A 13,176-nucleotide genomic window follows, 5' to 3' on the forward strand; every position below is an offset into this window, starting at 1 on the left:
TAAAGGCTCCTTCCTTATTTGATCAATGTTGTGTTGGCACGTAGCGTGAAGTCCATTTTTCGAGATAGCCTTGTAGAACTGTCAACACGGTACAGATCACTAAATAGACTAAGGCGACCAGCGAATACAGCAATAAGGGCTCATAAGTCTTAGCAGAGATCTGTTGGCCAACCGTAAACATTTCTACGATCGTGATGCTGGATGCCAAGGAAGTATCTTTGACCAAGCCGATAAATGAATTTGAAAGTGGCGGCAAAGAAACACGAACTGCCTGCGGTAAAATGATTCGGAATAAAACTTGGCGGCGGGTCATGCCTAACGTTAACGCAGCCTCCCATTGACCATTCGGAATGGAAAGAATAGCGGCCCGAATCGTTTCTGAGCTGTAAGCACCGACATTTAAAGTAAAAGTAATGATTGCTGCCGTCCAAGGACTAAACTGAACGCCAAGATTAGGTAGACCAAAGAAAACGATGAATAATTGTACTAGTAACGGTGTACTACGAAAAATCCAAACATAACCCCAGAAGATACCGCGGACTATTTGGAAGGGACCCCGCAATAAAGATAAACGAACCATGGCCGTAAGTAGTGCTAGCAAAAGGCCTAACACGAATGAGATCAAGGTCAAAGGGATCGTATATTTAGCTGCTGCCGTAAGAATTTGCGGCAAGGAAGAAGTAATAATTTCCCAAGTACTACTCGACATATAGAACATCCTTTCACGTGCTTATGTAAAAAAAGTGGGGTAGCTGGTACTCATCCGCGTCACTTAGATGATGCTTGAACCCGCTGCTCCACTCAAAAATTAACGTTATTTTTTGGTTACATCAGTACCAAAGTATTTCTGTGAGATTTTCTTTAACGTACCATCTTTACGCAAACTCTTCAAGGCCTTGTTGACTGATTTGGTTAAATGCTTGTCTTTTTTATTCAGCATACCGGCAATTTCTTGGGTTTCTAGCTTAGAACCGCCACTGATCAATTTAATTTTAGCATTAGGTTTCTGTTTCATATAAGCACCAAAGGCTTCAACGGAATTGATCGTTCCATCGGCGCGGCCTTGTTCGACGAGTTCGATCGACTGTTCAAAACCAGTGCTGGAGGTGATCGTTGCGCCTAGGCGGCGAGCATCGGTTGCATTGTTGCTTGATGTCGTCTGCGCCATTTTTTTACCTTTGATGTCCGTGATTTTTTTGATCGCTGTATTACCTTTTTTAACCGCTAATTCAGATTTGCTATAAATATAGGGTGTGGTGAACCGATACTTGGCCTTGCGCTGCTTGGTGATCGCCATGTCATTTAATACTAAATCGTACTTGTTAACGTTTAAGCCGGCAATCAATGAATCAAATTGGGTCTCCACGAAAACAGGTTTTAATTTCAATTTTTTGGCAACAGCACGGCCAACTTCAACTTCATAGCCGGTTAATTTACCATTTTCATGATAACCATAAGGCTGATACGTACCTTCTAACCCAATTTGCAAGGTGCCTTTTTTATTTAATTCAGCTGTAACGGCCTTACTAGCAGCATGTGTTGGTGTTGTTGCTGGTGCAACGGCCAATAAGAGTGCTGCCGCTGCAGCCCCGAAAATGCCCAAAAGTTTTTTCATTATTTGAATTCCACCTTATCAAGTATTGTATTAACTTACAAATCGTCAACAAGCATAAGTATATAACATTTTCAGTTATTTTTTAACTAAGTTGACAAATTTTCTTAATGCGCGACGTGCTAAAATAAATAATAAACCAGGCACTGCTATTAAGTCATTGCCTGATCTGTCGAAAAATATTTCCTTACCATAGAGGGAGCGTTTAAATTTGTCTAAAAAATTTTACCAGCTTAAACGGCTGCAGCGAATTGCTGCGTTGGTCAGTCACAAACTTTTAACACCGCGGGATGCCGCTTTTTTTGCCAATCACACCGGCTTGACCCAAGAACGTGCTGATCAACTAGTGGAAAATCAACTGACGACTTTTGCCTTACCTGAAGGCCTGGCACGTCATTTAATAGTCAACGGCAAAACCTATCAAGTTCCGATGGTCACCGAAGAACCTTCCGTGATCGCTGCCGCCAGTAATGGTGCGCGCTTGGCTGCATTAGGTGGCGGCTTTACGGCTAGTCAACCTCAACGCATATTGACAGGTCAGATTATTTTGGCGCAGGTAACCGATGTAGCGGCTTTAACGGCTAAAATTACTGCCCAAGAGAATGATTTATTGCAAATTGCCAATGCGGCACACCCATCATTACAACAACGAGGTGGCGGTGCACGCTGGCTACGATTGCGCCAATTAAGTGAGCATGATCTGTCAGTCGATCTCGGTGTGGATGTTCAACAAGCAATGGGAGCGAACATGCTGAACACCATGTTGGAGGCCGTGGCACAACAGCTACAAGATCGACTGGCAGCGCCGGTATTGATGAGTATTTTATCCAACTACGCTACCGCAAGCTTGGTTACGGTCACGGGTGCAATTCCAGTGGCCGGATTGGCTAGTGGTCAGTTTACTGGCGCCGAGGTGGCTCAAAGGATTGCTGCTGCTAGTCGGATCGCACAATTAGATCCATACCGGGCAGTAACTCACAATAAAGGAATCATGAATGGTGTGGATGCTGCCGTTTTAGCCTTTGGCAATGATTTTCGGGCTATTGAAAGTGGGGCCCATGCTTATGCAGCGCGTGATGGTCAATACCGGGGACTCAGTCAATGGCAAGTGGATGCTGCAACTTTACGGGGACAGTTAACGTTGCCGTTGCCAGTCGGCTTTGTCGGTGGGGCAACAAAGTTACTGCCAGCGGTTTTGCCGAATCAGCGCTTAGCGGCGATCTCGTCGGCCGAAGAATTGATGCAAGTGATCGCTGCCTTAGGATTGGCCCAAAATTTGGCGGCCTTGAAAGCGCTAGTGACAACCGGCATTCAGCAGGGGCATATGGCGCTGCAGGCAAAAAGCTTAGCGGTAACTGCTGGTGCCCAACCTGATGAGGTTGGACCACTGGTGGCGGCTTTAAAGCACGCGTCAACGTTAGATCTCGAAACTACTAAAAAATTATTAGCGGCTTTACGTCAAACCCGCTAGCATATTATTTGGCCCGGCAGGGAAGTTCCGGTATAGTTAAGTTACACTCCTGATAGGTTTATTATTAAGTGAAGGGATCGTGGTATAGATAATATACGTCACGATCCTTTCTTTATATTAGCGTGGCGAATTCATTTTAAAGTGTAGCCAGGCAGAGTTGCTGGCAACGCACGTTTATTGTGCAGGCGTCGATAGTGAGTTTTACTTTTTTGATTATTTTAAGAAAAAATTAGTTTTTATGATACCGGCTATTGATTTAAGCGCTTACTTTTTGCTATAATGATTATGAAGTTAATAAGAGGAGTGGTCAATCATGGGCTATCGAAATGGTGAACGTGATGAACTAACTTTAACCGTTGTTGAACCATGGCAACGCCAGTCAGGGCAGTATTACTTATTGTTTCAAGATCGAAAAGGTCAACAATATGAATGGTGGCAGGCTTACCCACACCGACTATTTGAGCATACAGGGTCAACGTTCCGGTTATACGCCGGCGATCAATTAGTGGTTAAATTTACGGTACGCGCGCTACTACAGAATCAGCACTTTAGCATTCAACATGTTTTTATCAAACAAATTCAGCAATTGGCACCGCGCGTTGACTTAACTCCGACTGAACAGCATGAATTCCAACGTTTACAAACGGAACTAGCCGATGGGAAATCTTTATACGAAACCTTTTAGCAAAAATAGATTGTGGCAAGTTAACCAGCTTTAAAAAAATAATTCTAGTACTTAATTTGATTAAATTTTTAATCTTGTGAACTGAGACCAGTTACCAACTAGTTTTAAGGGTGGTATCAATGCTGCCACTGATCAACTAGCTGCAGTGACTGGCTTTTTAGATATAATTTTTTAGTTAGGGTTTAATTTATTTACTTCATGCAAACATGGATGATAGAGTAAAAGGACTGGAGGTGAGCTGATGGAACATCGTTATCAATTTGGGGCAACCGTCGGTGTTGGCGTTGTTGCGCTAGGATTACAATTCATTTTTGATCAAGCTTTGGCAGCACAAAGCTTGGTCACTTTGTTGGGTATCGTGATGACGATCATTATGTTGATCGATATGTTGAAAACGTTACGTTCCGGTCAGTATGGGGTGGACTTGTTGGCTATTTTAGCCGTTGGGGCTACCTTAGCAGTGGGTGAGTACTGGGCTAGCCTATTGGTACTGGTCATGTTGACCGGTGGTGACTCCTTAGAAGATTATGCAGCGCAACGTGCTGGTATTGAGTTAAAAGCCTTGCTGGATCATTCACCGCAAGTGGCTCACCGGCTAGTTAATGGCCAATTAAACGATATTCCAGTCTCCGTGGTGGCTGTCGGCGATCATCTGATCGTTAAGCCAGGAGAAATGGTGCCGGTAGATGGTCGTGTACTCAGTGGAGTATCCAGTTTTAACGAAGCCTCCTTAACCGGTGAATCCCGGCCAGTTGAAAAATTAGTGGGTGCGGAATTACTATCTGGTGCAGTCAATGGTGATATTGCGGTAACAATGGTGGTTGATCAGGTTGCGGCTAACAGTCAATATCAAGCCATCGTTAAATTAGTGCAAACGTCTAAGGAGCAACCGGCCCATTTTGTTAGAATGGCCGATCGCTATGCCGTACCCTTTACATTAATTGCGTTACTGATCGCTGGCGTGGCCTGGGCACTTTCTGGCGACCCTGTTCGCTTTGCTGAAGTTTTGGTGGTAGCGTCACCTTGTCCGCTGATTCTTGCAGCACCGATCGCACTGGTAGCGGGCATGAGTCGTGCCAGTCGTAATGGTATTATTGTCAAAACAGGTACTACGATTGAAAAATTAGCTCAGGCGCGTACGATCGCTTTTGATAAAACGGGGACGATCACGCAAGGCCAGTTGACGGTGACGCAAGTTGTTACAGTGGCCCAATTAAGTGCTACAGAATTATGTCAATTGGCCGCTAGTGCTGAGCAACAATCAGGCCATATTTTAGCCCGTTCGTTGGTGAATTATGTTGGTCCGACCAAGTTATTGCCAATCAGTCATTTAAATGAGGTGACAGGCGCTGGAGTTGCGGCAATGGTAGGCACCCGGCAGGTTAAGGTCGGCAAACTAAATTACGTGGCGCCGGCAATTACGCGCTCACCAACGCAGCAAACAGCAATCCACGTGGCCGTGGCCGGTGAATACGTTGGGTATATTGAATTTAGCGACCAAGTACGGCCGGAAGCGGCAGCGACTATTCAAACTTTGCGGCAAGCCGGGCTGCAACAGGTGTTGATGTTAACCGGTGATCAAGCGGCTATTGCCACTAAGATCGCGCAACAAGTTGGTGTTGATGAAGTTCACGCCGGTTGCCTACCACAAGATAAAATTGATTTATTACAGGCGGTACCACCAACGCAACAACCCGTTATTATGGTAGGCGATGGCGTTAACGATGCGCCTTCACTGACCACCGCTGATGTGGGGATCGCGATGGGGGCTCATGGCGCAACTGCTGCCAGTGAATCCGCTGATGTGGTAATTTTAAAAGATGATCTTAACCGTGTGGCGCGGGCAGTGGCGATTGCTCAAGATACCATGCGAATCGCCAAAGGGGATGTTTTGATCGGTATTGGTATTTTAGTCATTTTAATGTTAGTTGCGGCAACCGGCGTGATCCCAGCACTAGTAGGCGCGTTATTTCAAGAGGCAGTGGATACGATCACAATTTTATTAGCCTTACAGGCACGACGTGATCCTAAAAAAACAAAAGGGCCGCTTCGTCAGGTCAAGCAACCGTGATTGATGGTATTTGCTGATAGTTGTTATTTAGCAAAAGCGCAGGTCAGCGCTTGATCGATCCACCAATATTTTATTGACCAGGTACTAATTGATCGTATGAAATAAGGTCGCGCCATCTATTATTGATGGCGCGACCTTTTAGTTATTTTTCCCAATGTATGATCAGTTAATCATAGCCGCCTTTTTGTACGCTGGTGACCATAATAAAGCGGTAAGCCGATTGCCGTCAAACCAATACCAGTTAGTGCCAGAACAGGTTGCGTGAATAGAGTTTCTAGCAAGATAAAGGCACCACCGGCTAAAGCGAATAGTGGCACTAGAGGATAACCCGGCACTTTATACGGTCGCGGCATGTCCGGTTCACGGCGACGTAAAATAAATACCGCCATAAAAATCAATAAGCTGAATAGCCAGATCACGAAAACTAACATATCAGTTAAAAGGTCAAAACTACCTAATAACATCATTATGATGGCAACACCTAGTTCAAATAACCCGGCTAGATAAGGGACCTTGGTATGTGGCGTTAACCGGCAAAAATACTGGCTAAATGGTAATTGATCTTCGTAGGCCAAAGCGAAAGGAACACGCATCCCCGTTAAGGTATAGCCGTTGATCGCACCATAAACAGAAATTAGAATGCCGATGGTGACTAGCTTACCGCCAAAAGCACCAAAAATTTGGCGGGCCGCGTCGGCTGCTGCATTAAGGTTGCCTTGTAAAGCAGTTAGAGGTAACGTGCGCAAAAAAACGAAATTAATAACAAAATAGATCAAAGTAATCAGTGCTAAACCTAATATAATGGCTAATGGTAGGTCCCGTTGTGGTCGGCGCAATTCACCTGCAAGGCTGCCTACATTCAACCACCCATCGTAAGCAAACATCGTGGCCAATAAGCCCCCACCTAAAGCCGTCCAGAAGTTCTGGTGCGGACCTGCGGATAACGGGAGTAAGGTGAAATGAACGGGGTCCCGGGTTAATAAACCAAAGATAATGATCAGGCTGATCGGGATCAATTTAAATATTAACGTCAAAACTTGTAGTGCACCACCGACCCGCGCACCTAAAAAGTTGATCAAAGTAATGCTGACGCCACAGATGATCGCCAACGGAATCAGAAGCTGAGGGTTAAGGTGAAATAGATTGAGCAGTTGGGTACTAAAAATAATAGATAGTGCGGCAACATTGGCGGGAAAATAGATCAGCATTTGTGCCCAGCCTAACAAAAAAGCCCAAGGTTTACCGTAAGTGTATTCGATGTATTTAATGGCACCGCCAGTTTGGGGAATTGCCGTCGCCAACTCCGCCACGGTTAAACCGGCACAGATAGTTAACAGGCCACCAAATAACCAAACGAATAAAGTTAAGTTAGCGGTACCGGTCGCGCTGGTGACGCTAGCCACTTTGAAAAAAACACCACCACCGATCACGGTGCCCATTACCGTTGCCAGTGCCGCGGCTAAACCCATTTCGCGTTTAAGTCCATTTTGTTCCATTATCAAAATTCCTCACTAAATAAAATAGAATAAGCGGATTATAGCATGGCTTTCTGAAAATTTAGTGAAAGGCGTTTATGCAAAAAAAGGAGTCACAACAGCCAAGTTGTGGCGCCTTTTTAAACCGACCAGCGGATTTTTTTATCTTGTAGTACGGTTGTTAAGTTTATTGTTTGGCTTGGATGGAATAAGTACGGTGGTCCGCTTCATCATAAATTTCGTAAGGTTGCTCGGCTACTGCAGTGATCTGTAGCTCATAGCCATATTGATCGAGAAAAAGTAACCGTTGTGCGGTTAATATGGTGACCGTTCCGGCTAAAGGGTGGCCGTCAATATGAATGGCCAATTGTGATGAAATCTGTAATTGATGGTGACGGGCTTGCTTAGCATCATAAAATAGCCACGTTCCCATATAAATGGCCGCTAAGTCATGCTGTGGCTCAGTTTTAGCCGGCCACTTTAGTTTTGGTAAGGATATTTTTTTTAGCCATCTTTGACCACGAACAACAAAGCCTTTCAACATACGCCTTAGCACCTTCTTCATTGGTTAACGTAACTTTAAAATTTGTCTATGTTAGTCCTAAATAATATAGCTACATGATACCACGTTTAACTCATCCATAGCGGTAAATACAGTGAATAATCTAACTGAATTTTGTTGTATTTAATTACACGCAGGATTATCGCTTTTTAAGGCCAACTAAGGTAAAATTAAGCCTAGAAAGAGCATGCGAAAGGAAAGGTGCGGTTATGTTAAAACTTGGGATCATCGGCACTAATTGGATCACTGAACAATTTGTTGAAGCAGCCTTGACCACTAAAAAATATCAGTTGACTAGTGTTTATTCGCGTAGTCAGGAAAAAGCACAAACATTAGCGGACAAATATCAGGCAACGGAAACTTTTACGGATTTAAATCGTTTCTTTGCGGAAGGTCAGTTTGAAGTAGTCTATATTGCCTCCCCAAATAGTTTACATTTTGAACAAACTAAATTGGCCTTAGCAGCGGATAAGCATGTGATCGTTGAGAAACCAGCTTTTTCTAATCCCAGCGAAATGGCCAATATTTTAGCGTTGTTGTCAAATAAGCCGAAATTATTCTTGTTTGAAGCGGCACGCCATATTCACGAGCCGAACTTTAAAGCCGTGACCAAAGCAATTGGACAGTTGGATCAATTGCAAGGGGCTGTGTTAGGTTATATGAAATATTCTTCCCGTTATGACCGCTTTTTAGCTGGCGAGGAGCCAAATATCTTTTCACCGCGCTTTTCCGGCGGTGCACTCCAAGATTTAGGTGTTTACGTGGTTTACGATGCGGTCACTTGGTTTGGTGTTCCTAAGGCGCTGCATTATTACGCTAATTTATTGCCTAATGGCATTGATGGGCGCGGTACTGCTGTCCTCCGTTATCCAGATTTTGATGTTACGTTGATTATTGGTAAAAACGCAACTTCATATTTACCATCGGAGATTTATGGGTTACACGAAACGTTGGCATTAGGACCTAATGCTGCCGACTTAGCCACAGTTACCTTGCATAAGGATGATACGACCGTTGCGCTAGGGACAACACCGGCGACTAATCCAATGATCCATGAAGCAGCTGATTTTTACCGGATTATTACGGAGAATGATCGTAAAGCGGCGATCAATGCTTTAAAATTAAGCCGTCAGGTCAATCAGGTCTTGTATGATTTACGCCGTTCAGCAGGAATCGTCTTTGCTGCGGATATAGAGGAGCAGAAAAATAATGGTCAGTAAGATTTTTGAACCGGTTTGGCAAACGCTAGGTTTTGAAGCACCAACTGCGATTCAAACCGCAGTATATCAACCCTTGAAGTCTGAGGATTCAGTGTTAGGTTTAGCACCTACTGGATCGGGGAAGACTTTGGCCTTTGCGCTACCGTTGCTGGAAAAAGTAGTTCCAGGTGACGGTTTACAATTATTGATCTTAGCACCGGCTCAAGAACTAGCCATGCAGGAACGAACCGCGATCCAACCCTTTGCTAAGGCGGCTGGCGTTAACATTCAGGCGGTGGTCGGCGGTGCTAATGTTCGGCGGCAGATCGAGCGTTTAAAGAAAAAGCCTGAAGTGATCGTCGCTACACCAGGCCGACTTTTAGAGTTAGTTGAGCTTCGTAAGGTTAAAATGCACACTTTACAGACCATTGTTATTGATGAGGCCGATAAATTGTTGACTGATGAAAGTCGGGAAATGATTCGGGATATTGTCCGCAAAGCACCAGGAGAAACTCAGTTAGCCTTTTTCTCGGCTACTAAAATTCCGGTTCTGGATGAGCTACCGAAATGGTTTGGCGTAGCCGTCAAAACTTTTGACGTTCGGGCTGAAGATACTAGTGCTGGTGAAGTTCAACAGCTTTTTTTAGAGGCGCCGATTCGCAAGCGCAGTGATTTATTGCGGCGACTAAGCAATTTGGAAGATTTTTATGGGTTGGTTTTCTTTGCTACCTTAGCTGAACTTGAAAAAGTGGCCCAAGTGTTGCGTCATCAGCATGTGCCCCTGGCAATTTTAGATGGTAATTTACGACAAACCGAACGAGAACAAGCTTTAAATGCGTTGCGCAAACGGCAGATCAAGTTACTATTGACCACCGATGTTTCTGGTCGTGGTTTGGATATTGCGGCTTTGCCAGCGGTGGTCAACTATGATCTACCACCGGATCTGATCACCTATATTCATCGTGCTGGTCGGACAGGCCGCATGGGCCATGCTGGCTGGGTGATCACCTTAGGTAATGAACGTCAATATCGTGATTTGAAACAGTTGGTGCGTAGCCGTTACCAAGTAGCACGCGGTTATTTGTTTCAAGGGACATTGACCACTACTAAGCCAGAACATGAATTGCGGCAACCAAGGAGAAAACCGGCAGTGACCAAACCAGCTGCAGTGCCGCTTAAACCAAAGAAGAAAAAACAGCGGCAGCGTAATCGCTTGAATAAAGGCAAACGGAGAAAGACGAACGAAGGCGACCAGCATGATTGAACATAATGTGGCCGAGGTCATGACAATTATGACCAGCAGTACGCAAGCGCATAGTTTATTGGAGGGAGCACTTGCAGCGGCTAGAATTGATAATTTTGTGTTGGCTCGCCAGCGCTTGCAAGCGGCAGGCACGGCATTAAATGATGCGCGTAATGCGCAAACCACATTATTGACGCGGGAGGCACAGGGGCAAACGGTACCGATGACACTATTGTTGATCCACGCCCAAGATCATTTGATGAGTACGATCACCTATCGCGATGCAGTTAGTGAGCTGATCACGCTATACCAAAAAATTGCCGGATTGGTAGCAAAAAAAACGCCGGAATGATTTAAATTTTGCTAAGGATAGCGTATACTAACAACCAATCAGAACATTGCTTATGGAGGTGACCGTAAATGAAAATTGAACAGCTACTCAATGTTCCCGCAGCGTTTCTCTACCATCAGATCATCGACGCAGAACTTTTTGAAATTCATGCGCATACTGGTCGACGACTTACGGCAACGCAGTTAGAAGGTTTTACTTATCAAAAACAGTTAGATGATGCGACCCGTGCACAAGTGACGATCACTAAAAATATTCTTAATCGGAGCTATCATTATCAAACGGTCACTGAGTTTAATCGTTATGAAGTCAAGTATGATATGCTACCGGTTGAAACTGATAAAAGTAAAATTATTTATGAAGAAAAAGTTATTGCACGTGCTTGGCGCCAGCGCTTATTGGACTTTGTCAGCGATACTTTGTTAGGTGGTTTACGCCGACATAACTTTAAAAAAATGTTTTTACAAATCGAAAAATCGTATTAACCATTATTGTGTTCAATTTAATGAGCTGAATATTAAAAAAATCGCCTTAAAAAAGGCGATTTTTTTAGTTAAAGCTTAATTAGCGGGTGCTCACCACGATGGTTACAAATTTTTGCGGGTTCATCAATGTGTGTGCGATTATACCCGGTAATATATAAAACAAGCAGTACAATGGTTAATAGGGCGACCATAAATTCACTTCCCTTAATATATGGCGCTACGGACTGAATATTCTTATTAGGATACTATAAAACCCTATTTTTGCAACCTTTTAACTCGATTTTACTAAAATCGTCAGGTAACAGTATTTACAAGATTCTAAAAGCATGAAATAATAGATGTTATGGCCCCTTAGCTCAGCAGGATAGAGCAATCGCCTCCTAAGCGATAGGTCACCGGTTCGATTCCAGTAGGGGTCATAGCACTGTTTTATATCGTTTCATAGCGTTTGAAATTAGCGCTATGAATACCGTAACAAAGGCGTTTATATCAAAATAAAGTTTCATATGATTTGATATAGTTTGAAGTGGAACGTAGGTAAAAACGTAGGTAGTAAATTGAACTAAGTTGCGGGCGGGAAAGTCGTTACTCTTAAGTGAGTGGCGGCTATTTTTATACTGTCGAGTAGCAACTAGTAAAATCGAGTAGCACTAAGTAGCCAAAGGTAGTAATAAGTAGTAATAACAAGTAGATAAAATGCCATAGGGATGCCGTATAGCGCCACTATCTGCAGATAAGTGTGGAGATACTCAAACAATATTGCCATTAGTGGCAACGCCCTATATACTTAGTTCATGGTCAATTTAGGGAGTAGCTACCCTATTGCGGCTTAGTGATATAGCACAAAAGCCATATCATTACACTTTTTCTATAACAACGGGTGGTGATGCTGATGTGCCACTTAGTAACGTGTGAGGTGCCCAAACAGTTTACGCCGTGATACTTTTTATTCTCTCAAGGGCGGCAATCAACTTTGCCAAAGCTTACGAGATAATAAAAAAAGCTAACCACAAAAAGGGTTAGCCACCAATTACCACGTGCTATAACTCACGCTAGGCGAACACCCCGCAACGGTGTTCGCTTTTTATATACTCATAATAGCAAAATTAGCAATAATTGCAAGTGATCACACCTTAAATTATTTGGCTTGATTCCTACTTAGAAAGTGAACATAAATGAACATGCCAGGGGGTCGTGATTCACCACCTGTGCTTTTGCTTGATTCTTTTTTAGGGTGTCTGAAATGTCAGAATACAGCTTTAGGAGCTTAAAAAATTAGCCGAGCGCAATTGTTCTCTCGGCCGTGGGAAATTTTCCCTTGGACTTACTTTAATCCTAACAATTCACCACTCATAAATGCTTCGGCAAATTGTAACAGGGCTTCTTTTTTACGTTGATTAAATTGTGTATAACCGTAACCAATTTCAAAGGCTAGGGATGTGCCAGTGGGTGGATAAGTAGTTAGGTATAAGCGAGTAAGAATATTCTGGCTAAGTTCATCACAGCAAGCAACAGCATTTTTTGCTGCGGCAACAATTTGTTGAGCGTTGGCAACACCAATTATATGATATAGATTTCTTTTCATCAATTTCAGGGAATGTAATTTGAATTGCCATAGGATCGATTCCAGTAGGGGTCATTTCAATCCAATTAAGTGTAGACAGCAAAAGCCGTTGCTCAGGAGAGTAGCGGCTATTTTTGTGCAATGAATTTTTGCTATTTCGTTACTTTTTATTGATTCCAGTTAAAAAGCCTAGCGCGACTAGGCTAATTACGAAAAATATATGGTGCTAATCAAAGGTGTACAGCGGGCCGCGATTAAGTTTACGCGCGTTGACTTGTTCAAGTGCTAAGGGCAACGGTGCAGGTTCAGAACGCTGAATATGCTCGGCAAAGGTTTTAGCTTTTATCAAAAGACGCTGGCCTAACTTAAGCTTAGATTCTGGTTTAGTCATGGATGACACACTCCTTAAATATTAATAATCAGGGGGGCGTTAACATGTGTTCAAAACAGGCCTTTTGCA

Annotated in this window: 13 protein-coding genes and 1 tRNA gene; 8 read left to right on the top strand and 6 right to left on the bottom strand. The window is 43.6% G+C overall.

The window, feature by feature from the left end; translation table 11 throughout:
• Positions 1 to 22: 22 nt before the first annotated feature.
• Both FFM78_RS08945 and FFM78_RS08950 read right to left on the bottom strand, forming a co-directional pair.
• Positions 23 to 709, bottom strand: coding sequence for an amino acid ABC transporter permease (locus FFM78_RS08945; protein ID WP_137638098.1), 687 nt, complete (start codon positions 707 to 709; stop codon positions 23 to 25).
• A 105-nt stretch (positions 710 to 814) separates the two neighbouring features.
• On the bottom strand, positions 815 to 1,615 hold the full coding sequence (locus FFM78_RS08950; protein WP_137638099.1) for a transporter substrate-binding domain-containing protein: 801 nt from the start codon (positions 1,613 to 1,615) through the stop codon (positions 815 to 817).
• 208 nt (positions 1,616 to 1,823) lie between these two features.
• Between FFM78_RS08950 and FFM78_RS08955 the strand changes: the two genes are divergently transcribed.
• From FFM78_RS08955 to FFM78_RS08965, 3 genes are all read left to right on the top strand, one after another.
• The gene (locus tag FFM78_RS08955) at positions 1,824 to 3,083 is read left to right on the top strand and encodes a hydroxymethylglutaryl-CoA reductase, degradative (protein ID WP_137638100.1); all 1,260 of its coding nucleotides are present in this window, start codon (positions 1,824 to 1,826) and stop codon (positions 3,081 to 3,083) included.
• Positions 3,084 to 3,396: 313 nt separating this feature from the next.
• Complete coding sequence (locus tag FFM78_RS14230; RefSeq protein ID WP_137638101.1) at positions 3,397 to 3,768, top strand: hypothetical protein; 372 nt, start codon at positions 3,397 to 3,399, stop codon at positions 3,766 to 3,768.
• Positions 3,769 to 4,009: 241 nt separating this feature from the next.
• Positions 4,010 to 5,839, top strand: a complete 1,830-nt coding sequence (locus FFM78_RS08965; RefSeq protein ID WP_137638102.1) for a heavy metal translocating P-type ATPase — start codon at positions 4,010 to 4,012, stop codon at positions 5,837 to 5,839.
• A 170-nt stretch (positions 5,840 to 6,009) separates the two neighbouring features.
• On the opposite strand, the gene FFM78_RS08970 is transcribed toward FFM78_RS08965, so the two are convergent.
• Both FFM78_RS08970 and FFM78_RS08975 read right to left on the bottom strand, forming a co-directional pair.
• Complete coding sequence (locus tag FFM78_RS08970; RefSeq protein WP_137638103.1) at positions 6,010 to 7,335, bottom strand: APC family permease; 1,326 nt, start codon at positions 7,333 to 7,335, stop codon at positions 6,010 to 6,012.
• A 166-nt stretch (positions 7,336 to 7,501) separates the two neighbouring features.
• Entirely contained in the window at positions 7,502 to 7,858 is a 357-nt protein-coding gene (locus tag FFM78_RS08975) for a DUF4828 domain-containing protein (protein WP_137638104.1), read from the bottom strand.
• Positions 7,859 to 8,085: 227 nt separating this feature from the next.
• On the opposite strand from FFM78_RS08975, the gene FFM78_RS08980 reads away from it, so the two are divergent.
• The 5 genes from FFM78_RS08980 (at position 8,086) to FFM78_RS09000 (ending at position 11,571) form a co-directional block, all read left to right on the top strand.
• Positions 8,086 to 9,096 carry a Gfo/Idh/MocA family protein gene (locus FFM78_RS08980; RefSeq protein WP_137638105.1) on the top strand — a complete coding sequence of 337 codons (1,011 nt, stop codon included), beginning with the start codon at positions 8,086 to 8,088 and terminating at the stop codon, positions 9,094 to 9,096.
• The gene (locus FFM78_RS08985; protein WP_137638106.1) at positions 9,086 to 10,339 is read left to right on the top strand and encodes a DEAD/DEAH box helicase; all 1,254 of its coding nucleotides are present in this window, start codon (positions 9,086 to 9,088) and stop codon (positions 10,337 to 10,339) included. Before FFM78_RS08980 ends, FFM78_RS08985 begins: the two co-directional genes overlap by 11 nt.
• Entirely contained in the window at positions 10,332 to 10,670 is a 339-nt protein-coding gene (locus tag FFM78_RS08990) for a PTS lactose/cellobiose transporter subunit IIA (RefSeq protein ID WP_137638107.1), read from the top strand. Before FFM78_RS08985 ends, FFM78_RS08990 begins: the two co-directional genes overlap by 8 nt.
• A 68-nt stretch (positions 10,671 to 10,738) precedes the next feature.
• Positions 10,739 to 11,152: a DUF3284 domain-containing protein gene (locus FFM78_RS08995; RefSeq protein WP_137638108.1), complete on the top strand. Its 414-nt coding sequence runs from the start codon at positions 10,739 to 10,741 to the stop codon at positions 11,150 to 11,152.
• A 345-nt stretch (positions 11,153 to 11,497) separates the two neighbouring features.
• Positions 11,498 to 11,571: transfer RNA gene (locus FFM78_RS09000), tRNA-Arg, on the top strand.
• A gap of 905 nt (positions 11,572 to 12,476) precedes the next feature.
• On the opposite strand, the gene FFM78_RS09005 is transcribed toward FFM78_RS09000, so the two are convergent.
• Positions 12,477 to 12,740, bottom strand: a complete 264-nt coding sequence (locus FFM78_RS09005) for an ArpU family phage packaging/lysis transcriptional regulator (RefSeq protein ID WP_137638109.1) — start codon at positions 12,738 to 12,740, stop codon at positions 12,477 to 12,479.
• 202 nt (positions 12,741 to 12,942) lie between these two features.
• Positions 12,943 to 13,107: a hypothetical protein gene (locus FFM78_RS13870; RefSeq protein WP_171001867.1), complete on the bottom strand. Its 165-nt coding sequence runs from the start codon at positions 13,105 to 13,107 to the stop codon at positions 12,943 to 12,945.
• Positions 13,108 to 13,176 lie beyond the last annotated feature (69 nt).

The organism is Loigolactobacillus binensis (assembly GCF_005405165.1).
GTDB classification, from domain to species: Bacteria; Bacillota; Bacilli; order Lactobacillales; family Lactobacillaceae; genus Loigolactobacillus; species Loigolactobacillus binensis.

Bases quoted from the DNA above. Each gene is read 5' to 3' on its own strand.
- FFM78_RS08945 (WP_137638098.1), bottom strand. From the start codon at position 709: ATGTCGAGTAGTACTTGGGAAATTATTACTTCTTCCTTGCCGCAAATT.
- FFM78_RS08950 (WP_137638099.1), bottom strand. From the start codon at position 1,615: ATGAAAAAACTTTTGGGCATTTTCGGGGCTGCAGCGGCAGCACTCTTA.
- FFM78_RS14230 (WP_137638101.1), top strand. From the start codon at position 3,397: ATGGGCTATCGAAATGGTGAACGTGATGAACTAACTTTAACCGTTGTT.
- FFM78_RS08965 (WP_137638102.1), top strand. From the start codon at position 4,010: ATGGAACATCGTTATCAATTTGGGGCAACCGTCGGTGTTGGCGTTGTT.
- FFM78_RS08970 (WP_137638103.1), bottom strand. From the start codon at position 7,335: ATGGAACAAAATGGACTTAAACGCGAAATGGGTTTAGCCGCGGCACTG.
- FFM78_RS08975 (WP_137638104.1), bottom strand. From the start codon at position 7,858: ATGTTGAAAGGCTTTGTTGTTCGTGGTCAAAGATGGCTAAAAAAAATA.
- FFM78_RS08980 (WP_137638105.1), top strand. From the start codon at position 8,086: ATGTTAAAACTTGGGATCATCGGCACTAATTGGATCACTGAACAATTT.
- FFM78_RS08985 (WP_137638106.1), top strand. From the start codon at position 9,086: ATGGTCAGTAAGATTTTTGAACCGGTTTGGCAAACGCTAGGTTTTGAA.
- FFM78_RS08990 (WP_137638107.1), top strand. From the start codon at position 10,332: ATGATTGAACATAATGTGGCCGAGGTCATGACAATTATGACCAGCAGT.
- FFM78_RS08995 (WP_137638108.1), top strand. From the start codon at position 10,739: ATGAAAATTGAACAGCTACTCAATGTTCCCGCAGCGTTTCTCTACCAT.
- FFM78_RS13870 (WP_171001867.1), bottom strand. From the start codon at position 13,107: ATGACTAAACCAGAATCTAAGCTTAAGTTAGGCCAGCGTCTTTTGATA.